This is a genomic window from Streptomyces sp. NPDC034049 (assembly GCF_055575575.1).
Map to the genome: position 1 here is coordinate 76,710 of NZ_JBVISJ010000018.1, position 18,378 is coordinate 95,087.

Consider the following 18,378-nt stretch of genomic DNA (forward strand, 5'->3'; position numbering starts at 1 on the left):
TCACCGTCCCCGTGACCGGCGCTCCGTGCGGACGACGTGAGGGAGCACGGTATTCGAATTCTCTCGCCCGGGAATCTCGAATACCGTGCTCTCTTCCTGCCGCATTCCCCCGACTTTCCCCCGCGATTCCCCCGAGTTCCCCTGCGGCCTTTCGCTCAGAAGTATGCACGGACACCGCGGGTGCCGGAACCCCTTCCGCCGGCCCCCCGGGGAAATCCGGAAAGCTACCGGTTCCCGCCCGGAAAGCACCCGGGCAGGGGCGGGCGGGCCGGGCGGGGGTCAGGAGCCGATGCCCGGCGCGGGGTCGACCGTCCCGATCTCGACCCGGTAGTCCTCCAGGGTCTCGGCCAGCCAGCGCAGACCGTCCTCGTCGTCGAGGGCCCTCGACGGCTCGCCCGTCTCCGCCAGCAGGTCGTTCTCGGCGGCGGCACCGAAGAGGACCAGTGACTCGTTGGGGCCGTCCAGCCGGGACCGCCAGACGAAGCCGTCCGCCCAGTCCGCCTCGCCGCGCAGCCAGTGCCCCCAGCGCCTGGTGAACGCGTACTCCGTGGGGTCCGACTCCACCAGCCACCAGTCGCTCTGCAACACGGCGTTGAGGTGGACGATGCTGCACAGGGAGACCAGTTCGACGTCCCGGGTGAGCCGCACCTGGGAGAGCAGCCGGCCCTCCAGCTCCTTCAGCGGCAGGACCCGGTGGTTGCCCTGGCCGTCGAAGCGCAGGGTGCGCACGAACCGCTCGATGATCGCGGTCTCGGGCTTGGGGGCCGCGTACAGATACGCGTAGGAATCGTTCGGAGTGCTGTCGAAGCGGCCGCCGCCGAAGTGGTGGTCCTGCGGCTCCGGGTTGAAGTGGTGCGCCCTGCGGCGCCGGGAGTGCACCCGGTAGAAGACCTCGCCCGCCCGGCGGACCACCTTCCGCGCGTTCGCCGTGCCCTTCTCGGGCAGTCTCGCTCCACGAGCCATGTCAGTCGTCCTCCCCCACCACGCTCGCGGCGGCGAGCAGTTGATCGTCCAGCCCCGTGCCGAGCAGGGTCGCCGGCACGGCGTCCAGCCACGGATTGGGCCCCAGCCACCAGTCGGCCACCCCCCATGGGTCGGCCGCCGCGCCCAGCATCGTGTTGATGGCGAGCACCAGCGGCCGGGGGCGGCCCTCGCCGTCGAACTGGAACGCGGGCAGCTGCTCGGGGCCCCCGGACGCGCGGAGCCTGATCAGCCCGGGCTGGTCGGCCGCGACGCCGAAGAATTCCGTCAGGTCGGTCCGGGTCAGGGCGGGCTCGGCCAGCAGCCGTTCCCGCGCGGAGGCCCAGCGCACCGCGGGCGCCTGCGCGCCGCCGTCCCCCCGGCCCCGCTCTCCGCCGGCGCCCGGCACACCCGTCCTGCCCGGCGCACCCCTCCCGCCCGGCACCGCTGTCCCGCCCGAGGCGAAGCGTTCCAGGAGGACGTCGTGCGGCGGCCGCAGGACGAGCGACGAGGAGGTGTAGCGCCGGGTCATCGCGTGGCCCTCCTCGCCCGGCAGCGAGGCGCGCAGATGGGCGGCGACGGCACGGGCGATCCCCCGCAGCCGCTCCGCGCTCCCGCCCTCGGCGACGAGGTCCAGCAGGACGTCGAGTTGTTCACGGTCCTCCGGGGAGAGCCTTTCCCGGATCGACTGCGGTTCCGACACGAGCGCGGCGATGAGATGCTGCTCGTACTCGTCCATTCGTTCCCCTCCTGGAATCCGGAATCCGGATGCGGCCGTACGCTAGTGAGCTACGATCCGGTTGGCAATTCGGGAGCCGGTACGGGGAAGCATTCCCCGAAACGGGCAGGGGGAATTCGTGTACACCGAGAATCACGGAATCGAAGATCACGCCGGGGAATCCGGGATGCCCGATCGTTTCGCTCGGATCGACCTCGTGGTCCAGCTCCTCGAAGCGGCCGAGGACGCCCTGGAGCAGGAGGACCGGGGACACGTCGTGGACCTCCTCGACGAGGTGGAGCGGAACCTGGCGGAGCTGTGCGCCTCCCCTACCGGCCCGGACGAACTGCGGCTGCTGCTCGGGATGTCGGCGGACGCAACCGTAGGGCCCAGCATCCCGAGGACCCCGCCCCGGCCGTCGACCGCGCCGAGGCGGGGGCCCTGTGGGAGGAGGCGCTGACCCGGCTCCCCGCCACCGGCGAGGAGAGGGTGGCGTGTCTGGCGGGGATCGTCGACCTGCTCTGGATCGAACTGTCGGACGGAGCACTGGCCGACGACGGCGTCGACCGGCTCGCCACCCGCGCGCGGGAACTCGCCTCCCTCATCGCGCCGGACGACACCGACCGGGCCGAACTCGTCCTCAGGACCGCGATCACCCTGAACCGGCGGGCGATCGACCGCGGCACGCCCTACATGTACGACCTGTCGCACGGCGCGCTCCTCACCGGTACCGCTGACCCGGCCCTCTCCCCGGCCCGTGCCGAGCCCCGCATGATGACGGACCTCCGGGAGGCCATCGACCTGCTGCGCACGGCGACCGGTCTCTACCACCACGAGGACGAACTCCATCTGGGCGCCCAGTGCGTGCTGGGCGTCGCGCTGTTGCTGGACTTCGCCTGCACGCTGCCCGAGGTCCGCCACGACTCCCTCCGCGACGCTCTGCGGATCCTGCGCGTGGTCCTCGAACGCGCCCCGGCGGACAGCCAGTTCCGCGACGAGGACCTCCTCGGCTCCTTCCGCACCGCGATGCTCTACCGCGTCTGGTACACGGACCCGTTCACCGCGCCCCAGGACCCCGAGCGACCGCTCCCGGACGTCAGCGGCTTCCCCACCGTCGAGGACGATCTGCACCTGCTCGCCGGGCTGTTGGACCCGGCCGCCACGGAGCGGGAGCCGTACTTCGTCTTCCTCTCCGTCATGGTGGGCTTCCTGCGGTCACCGGACGGGACGCCCTCGGCCGCGGACTGCCGTGCGTGGTCGGAACGGTTACGGCGGGCCGCCCCGCTGCTGGAGCCCGAGGCCTGGGGGATGAAGGCCATCATGCTGGCCGTCGCCGGCACCCTGGGACTCGTCCTCGACCGGACCGGAGAGGCGACCCTCGCGGACCGGGCCACCACCACGGCGACCCTCCGCCAGGCCCGCGCCCTGCTGCCGCCGGGCTCCACGACCCACGGCCTGATCGACACCGCCCTCCGCCACGGAGCGGTGACCGACTTCCAGGCGCTGCTGCGCACGCTGTTCCCGACCGCCGCGGCTCAGGGGCGACCGGGCCGGGCCCCGAGGACCGGGCCCAGGGGTCCCGTCCCCGCGCAGAGCCCCGCGCCCGACGCTCCGGCCTCCCCGGGCCCGCAGGACGACGAGGACGTGCTCACCCCGCCCACGATCGACCCGGCCGCGACCGTGCTGCTCGGGGACGGAACGCCCGACCCGTTCGCCCTTCCGTCGGGCCGGGTCGCCGAGATCCTGGCCGGCGACGACGCCCCGGCGAGCGCGGCCGTGGCCGCCGCGCGGGCTCTCGTGCACCACCGCCGCTGGCTCCGGGAACGCGACGGCCAGGATCTGACCCGGGCGATCGCCCTCGTCCGCCAGGCACTCGACGCCCCGACCACCACCGCGCTCGCCGACCGGTGCGCCGAGTTCCTGGCGCGTCTTCTCCTCGACCGGCACGTCCTGCTGGGCGACCACGCCGATCTCGACGCCGCCGTCCACGAGTACGACCTGCTGCTCGACCGCACGCCCGAGGACGTCGTCCGTCCGCCGCTGCACACCCTGCTGGCCGAGGCGGGCGATCCGCGGGTCCCGCCGCACCTCTTCCGCACCGCCGAGCCGTCGGACCGGGCCCCCTTCCGGGGTGAGCTGCTGGCCTCGGCGGGGACGGCGTGGCTGCTGCTCGCGCGTTCCCGCCGGCGCCCCTTCCCGATTCCGGCCGCCGACGCCGTGCGCGCCTGGCAGGAGGCCGGCCGCATGCTGCCGCCGGACCATCCCCGGATGCCGGCCGTCCGTACCGAACTGGCGGCGCACGCCCTGCGCGAGGCCCGCGAGACGGGGGACGGCGAGGCCGTCGCGGCCGCCGTCGGCGCCCTCGTCGCGGCGGCGACGGCCTGCCCGGCCGCGAGTCCGCACCGCCCCGCGCTGCGTCTGCGCGCGGCGGCGGCCCTGGCGCGGTGGACGGTGGACGAGGGGCGGCCCGCGGCGGCGCCCGCCCGGCTGGACGCTCTCGGTCAGGGCGTCGCCCTGCTGCGGGGCGCCGCGGAGGAGGGGCCGCACGAGTTCCACGGGTCGCGCGGGCGGTGTCTGTACGGGCTGGGCACCCTGCTGCTCACCCGGTACCTGGAGTCGGGCCGGCGCGAGGAGCTGGAGGAGGCGGTCACCGTCCTGCGGGAGGCACGGGTGGTGCTCAACGCGAGCCCCGGCGACCCCTTCGCCATCGCGCTGATCCGGACGACCGCCCTCGCCCACCGTGCCTTCGGCCCGCAGGACACCGAACACCGGCGGCAGGCGCGGGAGACGGGCAGATCGGCCCTGACCGCGTACGGCCGCTCCGTACTGCTGCAGTCGGGCGTGGACCACGGGCTCGAAGCCGCGCGGGCCATCGCGCCGGACATGCTGCGACTGGTCCGCTGGAGCCTGGCCGACGGGCTGCCGGAGGCGGCGTTCGAGGCGCTCGAACTGGGCCGTGGGCTGGTGCTGAACGCGGCGACGATGAACGTCACCGTCCCCGATCTGCTGCGCGGCGCCGGTCAGGACGAGCTGGCCGGGGAGTGGGCGGGGGCAGCCGGGGCGGCCCTCGACGGCGGCCGGCTGAGCGAGGTGCCCGACGATCTGCGGCGCCGTGTGCTGGAGGCGCTGGCGGGCAGCGCCGCCGAGAAACGGCTGCTGTCGGCGCCCTCTCCGGGGGTGCTCGGGCGGACGCTGCGCCGGCTGGGGACCGACGCGCTCGCCTATCTGGTGCCCGGTGAGGACGGGGCGTGCGGCCATGCGGTGATCGTCACGGCGACCGGCGCGGTCCGTTCGCTGCGGCTGCCCGGGCTGACCTCGCTGTCGACCGGCCCCGTCGGCGCGTACGACGCGGCGTTGCGGGCCTTTCAGGAGGAGGGCCGTCGGGAGCCGCCCGGCCCGCACGCCCCGCTGGTCATGCGCGAGCGCAGCCGGAGGGCTCTGCTCCTGCTGGAGGGGAGGTGGCGGTCGGCGCTGGAGGGACTGTGCTCGTGGGCCGGCGAGGTCGCGATGGGACCCCTCCTGGCGGCCGCCGAGTCCTGGTGGCCGGGCCGGGCCCCGCGGATCGTCCTCGCGCCCGTGGGTCCGCTCGGCATCGTCCCCTGGCACGCGGCGCGCTGCCCGGTGTCCGCACCCGCGACGCCGGGCGGGCCCACGGGCGCGGGGACCGACCACGCGTGCGCGCGGGCCGTCATCTCGTACTGCGCCAGCGCCCGTCAGCTCATCGAGGTGGCCGACCGACCCGCGGCCGTCCTCGGCCGGGGCACCGTCGCGGTGGTCGTGGACCCGGGCGGGTCCCCCACGATGCACCGTGAGGCGGCGCTCGTCGCCTCGCTCCATCCGCAGGTCACCGTGATCGGCGGCATGGGCGGGGACGCGGGCACCGGCGGGGCGCTGCCGCCGGAGCCCCGGTCGCTCGAACCGTTCCTGCCGGGGCGGGGTCCCTCGCCGACCGCGCTACTGCACGTCAACTGTCACGCGGACACCGGCCCGACCTCCAACGACTCGGTCCTCAAGCTGGACGCCACGCACACGGTCTCGGTGCAGGACCTGCTGACCGGCGCCGCGGGCCGCGATCCGGGGATGCCCGGCGGTACGGTCCTGCTCGCCAACTGCACGAGCGATCTGACCCTGAGCGATCACGACGAGGCCCTGACCCTGGCGACGGCGTTCCTGGGCGCGGGCGCCACGGCGGTCGTCGGCTCCCGCTGGGCCATCGCGGACGACCCCCGGACCACGCTGCTGGTGCTGCTGGTCCACCACCACATGAGGCGGGGCACGCCGCCCCGGGACGCGCTCCGGGCGGCCCAGCTGTGGATGCTGGACCCCGGCCGGGTCCTGCCGCCCGAACTCGCGCGGTACGAGGCGCTGTTGGCGGACACCGCGCACGGGCCGCTGGACGAACTGGAGATCTGGGCGTCGTTCACGCACCACGGCCGGTGAGGCGGGACGGACGGTCCGGTACGGGTGTCGCCCCTCAGGTGTCGCCCCTCAGGTGTCGCCCCTCAGGTGTCGCCGAGGACGACCACCCTGCGGGGGGTGCCCGCGCCCGGGGTGGTGGCGGCGAGGCCGGAGCGTCCTGCGGGTACCGCGCGTTCCCGGCCCCAGGCGCGGATCTCCTCGATCTGTTCGGGGTTGCTGCGGCTGAGGGGGGCCGTGTTGGCGAAGGTGTCCTCGACGAACGACGGCTCGAGCCGCTCCACCCCGCCGCCGAGGAGGATCTCGGCGCCGACGTCGTGGAGGGCGGACTCGATGTCGGAGCCCGCGAAGCCCTCGGAGAGTTCGACGAGCCGGTCGACCTGGTCGGGGTGGGGTTCGGCCTTGACGTAGCGCCGGTAGTAGAGGGTGATGATCTCCCTGCGGTCCTGGTCGTCCGGCAGGTCCACGAAGAAGAGTTCGTCGAAACGTCCCTTGCGCAGCAGCTCGGGCGGCAGGCTGCGGACGTCGTTGGCGGTGGCGACCACGAAGACCCGCGAGTCCGACTCCTGGAGCCAGAACAGGAACTGCCCGATGATGCGCTGCTGGACGCCGGAGCTGTCGTGGCTGCCGGCCAGCCCCTTCTCGATCTCGTCGATCCACAGGATGCAGGGCGCGACCCGGTCGGCGGCGTCCAGCGCCTCCCGCATCCGTCCCTCGGACTCGCCCAGGTAGCGGCCGTGGATGCTGGCCATGTCCAGCCGGTAGAGCGGCAGTCGCCACTGCTGGGCGATGGCCTTCGCCGACAGGGACTTGCCGCAGCCGGGGACGCCGACGAGCAGGACGCCGCGCGGCGGGCGCAGCTGGGTGCCGCGCAGGTCCGTGTGGATGAGCCGGTGTTTGCGTTCCAGCCAGCCGCGCAGGTTGGTGAGGCCGCCGACGGAGTAGTCGACGTCCTTGAGGGCGAGCCGTTCGAGTCCGGCGAGGTTGTTGAAGATGCGGTCCTTGGAGCTGGCGAGGGTGAGCACGTCGGCGGCCTCCACCGAACCCTTGGCGATGAGGGTGGCCATGAGGTTCACCGCCTCGCCCTCGGTGACTCCCTGGAGGAACTCGGCGGCCCGGCGGGCGTCGTGCTCTGTCCAGGCGATGGAGACCACGCCCCGGTGGTCGGTGAGGAACGCGCTGATGGTGGCGTACATCTCGTCGGCGTTCGGCAGGTCCAACTGCAGGCTCATGCCGAGCCGTTGCAGGCCGCTCCAGATCGGGTTGTCGGTGATGAGGACGACGCATCCGGCGTGGCTGTCGGCGATCCTGGCCAGTTCGGCGACGTTGCGGGTGAAGGGGGTGTCGGACTCCAGCTCGCCGGGGTCGACCAGGACGAGGGTGGCGTGGGGGCGGGCGGCGAACTGGGCGGCGGCGAAGTCCATGGCGCCGGTCAGCGAACGGTCGTCGAGGACGGCCGCCCCCGACCGCAGGTCCCGCAGTCCGGTGGCTCTGGTGTGGATCCAGAACTGCTGGTTGGCGCGCCGCGGTTGGGTCGCCACCTCCTTGAGCATGCGCAGCGCGCGGGCCTGCTCGATGGTGCGCAGCCCGACGACGGGCACCCGCGCGGTGAGGTAGTGGTCCAGGTCGCGCTTGCTGTCGGAGTAGTTCGACATGGTGGGTCTCCGGGGTGCCGTTGCCGTCAGTCGGGGGTGACGATGCGCCGTCGTCCGGTCGGCTCGTACCAGCCGGCCGGGGGCGGGGCGGAGGGTTCCGCGGTGGGTTCGGACAGCACGGCGGTGAGGGGGTTGTCGCGCAGGGTGCGGCGCCGGGTCTCGACGGCGTGCGGATCGGCGCCCTCTGCGAGCAGCGCCTGCACACCCCGTTCGAGTTCCTCCTGCAGCAGGCGGGTGTGCTCGTCCATGAGGGTCGCCATGCGGGCGCGGAAGTCGGCGGGCAGGCTCGGGTGGGTGACGACGGAGCGGACGGAGCGCAGCACGTCGCGGCCGCGGGTGAGGGCCCGGCCGACGGAGAACTCGTCGGCCGCGTCGTTCACCTCACGCACCATCAGGTCCAGTCCGGCCTGGAGGCGCCGGTCGACGGCGGAGGCGATACGGGCCAGCAGCCGCTGCCAGGTGTCGGCGGGCAGGTCGTCCGGGGAGAGCGAGGGCAGCTGAAGGGGGCCGGTGCGGGTGCCGTCGGCCCACTCGTCCAGGGTTCGGGCCCAGCTCCGGTAGTCGCTGCCGCCGCCCCACCGGGCGTTCACAGGTCCCTCGAAGGGCGGCGTACGAGCTGTTCGCCGGGCGGCAGGGGCTCCCAGGCCGGTAGGTCTGTCACGGTCCGCCGCAGCCGCCTGGTGACGGGCTCCGGCGCGGGCTGCCCCGGCGCATGGGCCGGCTCCGAGGCCCAGGGGGCGGGTGCGGCGGGCGGCGCCGGGGGTTCGGACGGCGCCGCGCCGTCGGTGTCGCGCGGGTGGGGGACGGTCGGGGCCTGGGCCGGCCTGGGGGGCGCGGCGAACGGGCTCAGGTGCTCCGGGATCTCCGGTCTGAGCCAGGGCGGTGTCGCGTCCGACGAGAAGGCGGGGTCGTCGCTCATGGTCGTTCCTCTCAGTCGGCCGTGCCGACGACGCGGCCCTCGAACGGGGAGGGCGCGTGGGCGGCGGTGTTCAGGGACGCGATGAAGGTGCGGGCCTCGGCCTCGACGAAGTCGGCCGCCCAGTACTGCTGTTGCCAGTCGGTGAGTTCGGCGTGGGCGCCGCGGAGGCGGGCGAGGGCGTCCGCCATGTGCCGGCTGAGCAGCTCACGGGCGTTCTCCTGGGCGGTGCGCCCGTCCTCGGCGCGTTTGTAGAGGACGATCCCCCAGATGCCGCCGACGGCGATCGCCGCGAGGAAGGCGAAGCCGACGCTGACGCCGAGGAAGACCACGAGGATGGCGGCGACGGTGGCGCCGAGGAGGGCGAGCTGGGAGGTGTAGTTGTAGGCGAGGGACTTGACGTACAGGTCGACGTAGCCGCTCCAGTGCCGGGTCAATGACGCCTCCAGATCGGGCAGGTCGTCGGTGAGCGGCTTGGTCCAGGTGGTGAGCTTGAAGCGCTGGGTGCCGTGGCTGACGCCGTAGGTGTTGCGCAGCGAGATCTCGATCTTCGGGGGCATGGCGGCGCGGTAGTCGCGGCTGAAGCCGGCGTGCGCCTGCGCGAACCACTCCTGGCACGACGCGACGGCCATCCGCTGCGCGGCCGGCGAGGCGCCCACGGCCGCGGGGTCGAGGGCGGCGACCGACTGCACGCTCAGGTAGTTGCGGGTCTCGTCCAGCGCCTCGGACCGCATGTCCACCTCCTGGCGCGCGGCCTCCTCGTCCCCGTCGTGGCGCACGATGGCCTCGTTGAGCGCCAGCTGCCGCAGCAGCGGGAGTTCTTCCTCGTCCGAGTTGCGGACCAGGCCGTCGAGGATGTCGTCGACGGTGTCCTCCAGGTGGGAGGCGGGGAGGAGTTCGCTCTCCATGAGGGTGCGGAAGCGTGCGAGGAGCGCCTCGTGCGCGCGGGCGCGGGCGAGGAGGTCGTCCAGCACCGGCCACTGGGGGCACGCTCCGGCCAGGCGCGGGAAGTCGTCGGCCGCCGAGGGGGCACGCAGGGAGTCGATCTCCTGACGCCAACGGCCCACCTGGGCGGTGCGCACGGCGTCGTCGTCCAGCAGGCGCTGCCGCCACTCCTCCAGGGTCTCGCCGAGCAGGTGACGGCCCGAGGCCCCGAAGGCGCCCTGGGAGACGCACTCCAGGACGACCTGGAACTCTCGGCCGAGCACCCGGGGGTCCTGGCCCTCCAGGTAGTGCCGCAGCCAGCGCACGGACGCGTCCTGCCGCCCCTGTCTGCGGAGGATCAGCGCGAAGAAGAGGGAGGTCTTCGGCGTCGAGCGACTGAACGCCTCCTCCACCGCCCGTGCGCACAGGACCTCGTCGTCGCCCGCCCAGGCGGCCAGCGCGACCAGCGCGGGGGCCAGCCAGTAGCGCGGCGTCTGGATCATCAGCTCCTCGCTGACCTGCCGGACCGTCTCCTCCTGCACGAGCCCCGTGTCGAAGGCCTGGAGGATGCCGGTGGCGGAGCGGCGGACGACCTTGTGGTGGCCGTAGGTGTGCTCGATCTCGTCGTTGATCCGGACGATCCGGGTCTCCGCGCGCTGGGCGGCGGCGATGCGTTCGGTTCTCCCGACGAACTCCAGGAACCTGTCGTAGAGCAGGTCCAGCCGGTCCTTCGTCTGGGCCTGTACGGCCTTGACGTCGCGGACCTCCCCGTCCACCTGCTCGATCTGACCGCCGAGCAAGGTGACGGATTGTTCCAATTGGTTCTGCAGGTTGTTGATTCCGTTGACGATGGGGCCGAGGTTGATCTCGCTCACGCGGGTCTCCGTTCCGTGCCGTGCGGTCTCTCGCTGTGCCGTGGTGCGTCGTCTCAGGGCCTGACGACAGTGCCGTCGGGCAGCACGGGCAGGACCAGTCCGTCGGCGTACACCTCGACGAACGCGTACGCGTCCGAGCGGGCCAGCATGCGGGCGCCGTCGAACGGGGGCGGCATCACGTCGTGTGCCGCGCAGTGCCCGAGAATGCGCCCGTCGAGGCCGAGGCGGTGGTCCACGTACGGGGCGCCGAGCAGGCAGGGCGCGACGAATCCCACCGGCACCGGCGCTCCCCGGACGACGTACTCCTCGTGCAGCCAGGCGGCGATGTCCCGGACCGAGGCGTCGTCCACGGCGGCGTCCAACCGGCACAGCCGGCCGAGGAGTTCCGGCGTCCGGGTGGCGTACAACTCCCGGGTCGCGGCCGGTCCCGGCGTGTACGGCGCGACGGTCCGGGCGGCGCCGTGCGCGACGGACGTGCCCGGCGGAACGACGACGCGGCGAGGCCGCTCGACGGAACCCATGAATGCCCCCCTGCTGAACATGGACCGACAGACGCCCCATCGGTGACGCTCGGTATCCGAAGGGTAGTGACGCCTCGTCAACAGCGCCTAAGTTGAGCGGTATCTATCGACAATGACCGTTTACTACCCGGATAAGTACCGGATAACTACCGGGCATCGCGTCATGACCACCGTTCCTCAGCGCGGGACGAGCTGATCGGCGAGGCGATGGGCCTGGGCCAGCAGCGTCCCGTACGTCACGAGCGCGTCGGGGTCGTCGACGGCGCCCGGCAGCCGCACCCGGAACTCGTCGAGGCTGCGGTGGAGTTCCGCGACGGTCTCGCGGAGTTCCTCCGCGCCGGCGTCGTCCTGGCCGCCGGGGGCGAATCGGCTCTGCCCGTAGAGGCTGACGGCGCGGGCGGTGCGGTGCAGGAAGTCCGCGTAGGGCCGGGCGAGCGCCGCGTCCGGCCTGGCGGCCTTCCCGCCGCCCTCGGCGGCCTCCCACACCGTCCGGGTCACACCCGAGGTGTGGACGGCCACGTGGTCGAGCACGGACAGCGCGTCGGCGTAGGCCTTGCCGGGCGGGGTGACAGCGTGCCGGCGGCGTCCCCACGGATTGACCCGCATGCTCTCCCGACTCCAGCCGATGGCCTGCCGGGCCTGGTCGACCAGCCGCCCGAGCCGCAGGGCGCGCTCGTGCCACTCCCCCGCCTGGTACGCCTCCCACTCGCCGGCGGCCAGCCCCTCCGCCACCTCGTCCAGGATCGCCTCGGCCTCCTGCGCCGCGTCCCGCAACGCGGCGCGGGTGTCGCGCAGATACACCGGGGGCCTGATCAGCGCGTTGACCGCGACGCCCACCGCCGCGCCGAAGACCGCCTCGGCGATGCGGGCGGCCGACGCGGCGACGGTGACCTGGCCGCCGGTCAGCACGAAGAGCGCGCCGGTGGCGGCGTAGACGCCCTGGCTCCCCAGCCGTCGCCACTGGCCCAGCAGGAGCACCGCCGGCAGCACCAGGGCCATCGTGACCATCGGGTGGTCCACCGCCAAGGCCACACCGGTGGCCACCGCCGTGCCCACGGCAATGGCCCCGAGCTGCTGCAACCCGTGGGCGAGCGACCGGAACACCGTCGACTCCACCAGGACGACCGCCACCCAGGGCGCCACGAAGGCCATGGGGGCGGCGAGCCACCAGCCCGCGACCGCCCACGCCACCCAGGCGGCCAGCGCCGCCTTGCCGGCCTGCGCCACCAGATCCCGTTCCCGGCCCGGTCCGGCCCACGCCCACCGCACCGTCCGCACGGCTTCCGCGCCGCGCCGCCGCGTCTCCCGCATCACCCTGTCGGTCCACTCCATGCCCCACCAAGTGCCACGTCAGCGGCGCGCCGCACCTGCCGATCGCGATGTCACCGCGAAGGGACGGGGCGGCGGGCGGCCGGCGGAGGTCGTGCCGACGTCCGGCCGCGTCGTCGTCGGCACTCGGTGACACGGCGCACGCCGTGACGACGGTGGCGTATCTCGCCCCGGCTCGGGAAGGCGGCTGTCGTGACCGCCTCCGCACGGGGCCCCCGTGCAAGGCTGGGCACGAGCACTTTTCCGGGCCGCGTTGAACGGAGGACGGTGTGGACTGGGATCGCTTCGCGCAGCAGCTGGCGTCGATGGCGCGCGACCTGCTGGCACAGCGTTCGGTCGGCGCCACGCTGGAGCGGATCACCGCCTCGGCCACCGAACTGGTGGAGGGCTGTGACGCGGCCGGCATCCTCGTACTGCACGGCACGACGGTGGAGTCGCTCGCCCCCACGGACCAGCTGGTCGTCGACAGCGACCGGCTCCAGGAGCGACTGCGGGAGGGGCCGTGCTTCGACGCCGCCCGCGATTCGGAGGGCGAGCGCGTCTTCCGTATCTCCGATGTCTCCGACCGGCAGCCGCGCTGGCCCGCCTACGCCCCCGAGGCCCGGCGTCTCGGGGTGGGCAGCATGATGGGCTTCCTGCTGTTCACCGAGGACGAGGACCTCGGCGCCCTGAATCTCTACTCCCGCAGGCCCGGCGCGTTCACCGAGGCCAGCGAGTTGGCGGGCTGGCTGCTGGCCTCGCACGCGGCGGTCGCCTTCTCCAGCGCCCGCACCCACGCCCAGATGGAGCAGGCAGTCGCCACCCGCCATGTGATCGGCGAGGCCATGGGCATCCTCATGGGCAGCCACCACCTGAGCGAGGAGGAGGCGTTCGACGTGCTGCGCCGCTTCTCGCAGGAGCACAACATCAAGCTCCGTGAGGTCGCCCGCCGGATCTGCGAGCAGGGCAGCCTCTGACGCGGGAACACGCCGTCACCGGGCCCACGGCAGCCGGCGCCGCCGATGAGGGGACGGCTCCTCCGGCACACAGTCAGAACCAGAGAAGCCTGGCCGAGCCGACCCCCAGGGGAGCGCCGCCGAACCCGGCCTCCTCACCAAGTCCCCCCGCCTCGCCCGCCCACACTCCGGGATCGCGACGACTTGCGCTCGGGTCCGGGTCGCGCGCGGGGCCCGTGGTCCGCACGGAGTCGAGCAGGTGGGAGCGGGTACCCGGCACAGGCCACCCGGGGGCGCCCTCCGCCCCCCGCCCACCCACCTGACGAAGGGCCGTCCCCATGAACGACGACGACGTGCGGAACCCGGTCGAGCGCTACCCTCAGCCGGATCTGCCCCAGCAGGATCAGGAGCACCCCGGCTGGACCGGCCCGATGGACCCGCCGCCCGACCACGGGGAGGACTCCTACCGAGGCAGCGGACTGCTCCAGGACCGGGCGACGGTCCTGACCGGCGGGGACTCCGGCATCGGCCGCGCGGTGGCCCTGGCGTACGCCCGGGAGGGCGCGGACGTGCTCTTCACCCATCTGCCGGAGGAGGCCGAGGACGCCCGGGAGACGGCCCGGCTCGTCGAGGAGGCCGGGCGGAAGGCGGTCGCCGTGCCCTGCGACGTGCGCGACGAGGAGCAGTGCCGTCGCCTGGTCGAGCGGGCGGTCGCCGAGTTCGGCCGGATCGATGTGCTGATCAACAACGCCGCCTACCAGATGGCGCAGTCCGACGGCATCGGCGCCATCACCACCGAGCAGTTCGACCGGGTCGTCCGGACCAACCTCTACGGCATGTTCTGGCTGTGCCGGGCGGCCCTGCCGCACATCCCGGCGGGTGGCTCGATCATCAACACCACGTCGGTGCAGGCGTACAAGCCCAGTCCGCACCTGCTCGACTACGCCATGACCAAGGGCGCGATCGTGACGTTCACCCAGGGCCTGGCGCAGATGGTCGCCGCCGACGGCATCCGGGTGAACGCGGTGGCGCCGGGGCCGGTGTGGACACCGCTGATCCCGGCGACGCTCCCGGACACCAAGGAGTTCGGCAAGCAGGCTCCGCTGGGCAGGCCCGCCCAGCCCGCCGAGATGGCACCCGCGTACGTGTTCCTCGCCTCCGACCGGGCGAGTTTCGTCACGGCGGAGATCCTCAACGCCACCGGCGGCACCCCGCTGCCCTGAGGGCCGTTTGGCCGCGCCGACACCGGGCACCCGTGGGCGCACATCGGAAGCGGTTCGTCAGGTTCGGAAAGAAGATGAGATGCCGTGAGCACGCACACCGTCGAGAAGCTCGTCGTCCGCGAGAGCGGCTGGGCCGAGGCCCGGCGCCGGCGCGGGAAGGGCGTGCGTCTGTGCCTTCCCGCCCTGCCGGAGCGGGACCGCGCCGGGGCGGTCGGCCCCGGGACGGACTCGCACATCGTCAGGGGTGACGACTGACGACGATGCGTCAGGGGTGGATGACCATGGACGGCGGTGGCCGGGGCGGCCACCGCCGTCCGCCCGTCCGTCTCGTCAGTCGTCCTTGCCCCGGCCGGTCAGCGCGTCGCGCATACGGTCGACCAGTCCCATTCCGGGGGCGAGCAGCTTGTTCGCCGGCGGGGTGTCGGGGGCCGAGGGGTGCGGCCGGGTCGGGGCCGTCTTCTTCGCCGTGCGGACCTTGTCGCCGAGGCGGTTCAGGTCGTCCGCCGAGCAGGCCGCGCGCAGCCTGGGGAAGAGGTTGTTCTCCTCGTCCTGGATGTGCGACCTGATCTCGCTCATCAGCTGGGTGGCCAACAGGTCGAAGTCCGGGTCGTCGGCCTCGCACCGCTCCAGCGCCTTCATGGTGCGCTCGGCCTCGGCGTGGTCCTCCAGCTCACGGTCGGCGATCGCGTCGCCGTCCGGGAGGTGCTCGCGGACCGCCGGGTAGAGGTAGGCCTCCTCGGCGACCGAGTGACGCACCAGCTCGATGGTGACCTGGTCCATGTGCTGCTTGCGCTCGGGGTCCCCGGAGGGCAGTGCCTCGATCCGGCCGAACATCTCCTCCACTTCCCCGTGGTCCGTGGTCAGTTCGTCGATGACGTCGCCACCGTGTCCCATGTGCTCGCTCCTCTCCTCGTGCACCGCCTCCCGCGGGGCGATGCGTCGCGCTTGCGCCATCCGTACCCGGCGGGCCCCGTCGGGCCCTCGGCGCGAGCCCGAGTACCCGCGAACGGCCCAGCCACGCGGCCCTCCCGGGGAGCTCTGGGGAGGGCCGTTGCGGACGCCGTCCAGGCGCCCCCGTGTACGGAGCCGCACGGGAACCCCTGGAGAGGGATCGACGCCGCCCGGTCGTCACCGCCGATCGACGGTCACGACCGGGCGGGCTGGTCGGCGATCAGCAGGGTGCAGTCGGCGGGGCGGAAGCCCAGGCGGGCGTAGATGCGGGCGATGGTCTCCTGCGCGTAGGCGAGGAAGACGGTGGTCACCCCGTGGTCGCGGGCGTGCGCGACCAGGGCCGCCGTGAGGGCGGCCGCCAGGCCCTGGCGGCGGGCGGTGGGGAGGGAGCCGATGCCGCCGATCTCGGTGGTGCCGTCCATCGGGTGGTAGTGGCCGACGGCCAGCGGCGTACCGTCCGGGGCGACGGCGGCGACCAGCACCTTGTGCCCGGCGCGGAGGGCGGGGCGGACCGTGTCCACGGTGCCGTCCGCGGCCAGTTCCGCGGCCACCTCCGCCAACCGCGCGGTCCCCACGGCGCCCACCGCGGTTCCCTCGGCGGCGAAGGCCAGCCTCGGCAGGGCGAGGGCCGCGGGCAGCACCGGATCGTCGGCTGTCAGCGCCCGGACGGTGACGCCGTCGGGCACCGGGCGCGGGTCGACGCGGTGGGACGGATCCAGCGCCATCAACGGGCGTTCCAGCACCGGCAGTCCGGACTCCTCGACGACGGCCCGCAGCGCCGGCGCCGACTCGGCCAGCCACTCGAACGCCTCGGGGACGCCGAGTTCCCGCTGCCTGGCCCGTACCCGCGCGATGTCGGCGGCACCGATCGCGGCGGCTCTCCCCACGGCGGGCTGGGCGTGGCCGGGCCCGCCGTAGTAGGGAGCGCCCGGCTTCCCGCGCACGAACAGCCGTAGTGGTCCGAACTCCTCGACATCCGCGAACAGCGACGGCACGGTGGTGTAGTACCGCTCGATACGGGTCTGCAACGTCTCGCTCACGTGCCGCATCCCACCACGGGACGGTGCCGTCCCGCATCCGGGATTCGCGTCCGGCGACGGGCAGTTGGCCGCCGGGGGCCGTCGCCGTACAACACGACACGACACGAGGCACCGGCCCGAGCTGATCGAACGCGTGCGCCTATTACGATCTCCAGGGCCATGTTCGTGCACACGCTCGAAGGACTCTGTCATCGCGATGCTTCACGGCCCCCGACCGACGACGGCGTCCGTCGACCGGACCGACCCGCGTGAACGGCTGGTGCCGCCCTTCCCCGAGCCGGGGACCCGGATCCGGGAGCGCCTGGGGCTCGGGGCGGAGCCCGCGTACCGGATCGCGCGGGCGATGGGGTGGCTGGGGCCACTGCTCGTCGCCCTGCTCGCGGGATCGATCCGTTTCTGGCGCCTCGGGCAGCCGCACGAACTGGCCTTCGACGAGACGTACTACGCCAAGGACGCGTGGTCGCTGCTGCGGCTCGGCTACGAGGGCACCTGGCCGGACCGCAAGGTCGCCGACCCGCAGGTCCTGGCCGACCCACAGGTGATCCCGCTCTCCGACACCGGGTCCTTCGTCGCCCACCCGCCGACGGGCAAGTGGGTGATCGCCGTCGGCGAGTGGATGTTCGGTCTCGATCCGTTCGGCTGGCGCTTCATGACGGCCCTCCTCGGGACACTGTCGGTGCTGATGCTGTGCCGCGTCGGACGCCGGCTGTTCCGTTCCACGTTCCTGGGCTGTCTGGCGGGCGCGCTGATGGCGATGGACGGTCTGCACTACGTGATGAGCCGGACCGCGCTGCTCGACCTGATCGTCATGTTCTTCGTCCTGGCGGCGTTCGGCTGCCTGTTGCTCGACCGGGACCACGCCCGCGCCCGGCTCGCGGCGGCGTTGCCGGTGGCCCCGGACGGGCGTGTCCGCCCGGACGGGGACACCGGCGACCGGGCGGGTACGGGACGACGTCCGTGGCGGCTCACGGCCGGGGTCTGTCTGGGCCTCGCCGCCTCGACCAAGTGGAACGGCCTGTACTTCCTGGTCTTCTTCATGGTCCTGACGCTGCTGTGGGACGTCGGCGCCCGCCGCGTGTCGGGGGCACGGCACCCGTACCGAGCGGTGCTGCGCAAGGACCTCGGCCGGTCGGTGCTCTCGCTCGCCCCGGTCGCCGTGGTGACGTATGTGGTGACGTGGACCGGCTGGTTCCTGACCGACGACGGCTACGGGCGGCACTGGGCGGACGGCCGCGGCGGTGTCTGGTCGTGGATCCCGGCCCCGCTGCGCAGCCTGTGGCACTACGAGTCCGCCGTCTACCGGTTCAACGTGGGACTGGACGCCTACCACAAGTACGAGTCGAATCCGTGGAGTTGGCTGGTCCTCGGCCGTCCCGTGCTCTTCTCGTACCGCTCGCCCGAGCCCGGCGAGGCGGGGTGCCACGCGCTGACCGGCTGCTCCCAGGCGATCCTCGCCCTGGGCACGCCGCTGCTGTGGTGGACGGCGTGCTGCGCCCTCGGGTATGTGCTGTTCCGCTGGGCGCTGCGCCGGGACTGGCGCGCGGGAGCCGTGCTGTGCGCGGTGGCCGCCGGGTATCTGCCCTGGTTCCTGTACCAGGACCGTACGACGTTCGCCTTCTACGCGGTCGTGTTCGTGCCCTACCTGTGTCTGGCCGTGGCCATGACGCTGGGCGCGCTGCTCGGTCCGCCGGGCGCGGGTGCCTACCGCCGCAACCGGGGGGCGGTGGCGGTCGGCACGCTCGTCCTGCTCATCGCCTGGAACTTCATCTACTTCTTCCCGATCTACACGGGCCTGACGATCCCGTATCCCGACTGGCAGGCCCGGATGTGGCTCGACACCTGGATATGAGCCCCGCACCCGTGCACCCGCCGCCGGGACGCCGCCGTCGTGCTCCCGCCGCCGCTCCCGGCGGCG

At 73.3% G+C, this 18,378-nt stretch carries 16 protein-coding genes; 6 read left to right on the plus strand and 10 right to left on the minus strand.

The genetic code is table 11. The features are described from left to right. Positions 1-279: 279 nt before the first annotated feature. Positions 280-963, minus strand: a complete 684-nt coding sequence (locus ACZ52C_RS36175) for an RES family NAD+ phosphorylase (RefSeq protein ID WP_469078769.1) — start codon at positions 961-963, stop codon at positions 280-282. Position 964: 1 nt separating this feature from the next. Further along, positions 965-1,699, minus strand: a complete 735-nt coding sequence (locus ACZ52C_RS36180; protein WP_469078770.1) for a DUF3168 domain-containing protein — start codon at positions 1,697-1,699, stop codon at positions 965-967. A gap of 166 nt (positions 1,700-1,865) precedes the next feature. Between ACZ52C_RS36180 and ACZ52C_RS36185 the strand changes: the two genes are divergently transcribed. Further along, a complete protein-coding gene (locus ACZ52C_RS36185; protein WP_469078771.1) occupies positions 1,866-2,138 on the plus strand; it encodes a hypothetical protein in 273 nt (90 codons plus the stop codon). A 29-nt stretch (positions 2,139-2,167) separates the two neighbouring features. Further along, on the plus strand, positions 2,168-6,118 hold the full coding sequence (locus ACZ52C_RS36190; RefSeq protein ID WP_469078772.1) for a CHAT domain-containing protein: 3,951 nt from the start codon (positions 2,168-2,170) through the stop codon (positions 6,116-6,118). 62 nt (positions 6,119-6,180) lie between these two features. Here ACZ52C_RS36190 and ACZ52C_RS36195 read toward each other — a convergent pair whose 3' ends face one another. The 6 genes from ACZ52C_RS36195 to ACZ52C_RS36220 all read right to left on the minus strand — a co-directional run bounded on the left by ACZ52C_RS36195 (position 6,181) and on the right by ACZ52C_RS36220 (position 12,317). Beyond that, positions 6,181-7,749: an AAA family ATPase gene (locus ACZ52C_RS36195; RefSeq protein ID WP_469078773.1), complete on the minus strand. Its 1,569-nt coding sequence runs from the start codon at positions 7,747-7,749 to the stop codon at positions 6,181-6,183. A 26-nt stretch (positions 7,750-7,775) separates the two neighbouring features. Beyond that, complete coding sequence (locus tag ACZ52C_RS36200; RefSeq protein WP_469078774.1) at positions 7,776-8,339, minus strand: hypothetical protein; 564 nt, start codon at positions 8,337-8,339, stop codon at positions 7,776-7,778. After that, positions 8,336-8,668 (minus strand): hypothetical protein, encoded by a 333-nt coding sequence (locus ACZ52C_RS36205; protein ID WP_469078775.1) that lies wholly within the window; start codon positions 8,666-8,668, stop codon positions 8,336-8,338. The genes ACZ52C_RS36200 and ACZ52C_RS36205 overlap by 4 nt, the downstream gene beginning before the upstream one ends. An 11-nt stretch (positions 8,669-8,679) precedes the next feature. Beyond that, a complete protein-coding gene (locus tag ACZ52C_RS36210; protein ID WP_469078776.1) occupies positions 8,680-10,464 on the minus strand; it encodes a hypothetical protein in 1,785 nt (594 codons plus the stop codon). Between the two features lie 53 nt (positions 10,465-10,517). Continuing rightward, positions 10,518-10,985 (minus strand): hypothetical protein, encoded by a 468-nt coding sequence (locus tag ACZ52C_RS36215; RefSeq protein ID WP_469078777.1) that lies wholly within the window; start codon positions 10,983-10,985, stop codon positions 10,518-10,520. Positions 10,986-11,162: 177 nt separating this feature from the next. After that, positions 11,163-12,317: an aromatic acid exporter family protein gene (locus tag ACZ52C_RS36220; protein WP_469078778.1), complete on the minus strand. Its 1,155-nt coding sequence runs from the start codon at positions 12,315-12,317 to the stop codon at positions 11,163-11,165. Positions 12,318-12,583: 266 nt separating this feature from the next. Here ACZ52C_RS36220 and ACZ52C_RS36225 point away from each other — a divergent pair, with 266 nt between their 5' ends. From ACZ52C_RS36225 to ACZ52C_RS36235, 3 genes are all read left to right on the plus strand, one after another. Beyond that, entirely contained in the window at positions 12,584-13,270 is a 687-nt protein-coding gene (locus ACZ52C_RS36225; protein ID WP_469078779.1) for a GAF and ANTAR domain-containing protein, read from the plus strand. A 317-nt stretch (positions 13,271-13,587) separates the two neighbouring features. Next, complete coding sequence (locus tag ACZ52C_RS36230; protein ID WP_469078780.1) at positions 13,588-14,472, plus strand: SDR family oxidoreductase; 885 nt, start codon at positions 13,588-13,590, stop codon at positions 14,470-14,472. 84 nt (positions 14,473-14,556) lie between these two features. Further along, positions 14,557-14,727, plus strand: a complete 171-nt coding sequence (locus ACZ52C_RS36235; protein ID WP_177261872.1) for a hypothetical protein — start codon at positions 14,557-14,559, stop codon at positions 14,725-14,727. A 75-nt stretch (positions 14,728-14,802) separates the two neighbouring features. On the opposite strand, the gene ACZ52C_RS36240 is transcribed toward ACZ52C_RS36235, so the two are convergent. Further along, positions 14,803-15,366: a hemerythrin domain-containing protein gene (locus tag ACZ52C_RS36240; RefSeq protein WP_469078781.1), complete on the minus strand. Its 564-nt coding sequence runs from the start codon at positions 15,364-15,366 to the stop codon at positions 14,803-14,805. 251 nt (positions 15,367-15,617) lie between these two features. Then, complete coding sequence (locus tag ACZ52C_RS36245; RefSeq protein ID WP_469078782.1) at positions 15,618-16,472, minus strand: GNAT family N-acetyltransferase; 855 nt, start codon at positions 16,470-16,472, stop codon at positions 15,618-15,620. Positions 16,473-16,659: 187 nt separating this feature from the next. Between ACZ52C_RS36245 and ACZ52C_RS36250 the strand changes: the two genes are divergently transcribed. Then, positions 16,660-18,312: a dolichyl-phosphate-mannose--protein mannosyltransferase gene (locus tag ACZ52C_RS36250; RefSeq protein ID WP_469078783.1), complete on the plus strand. Its 1,653-nt coding sequence runs from the start codon at positions 16,660-16,662 to the stop codon at positions 18,310-18,312. The last annotated feature ends 66 nt before the right edge of the window (positions 18,313-18,378 follow it).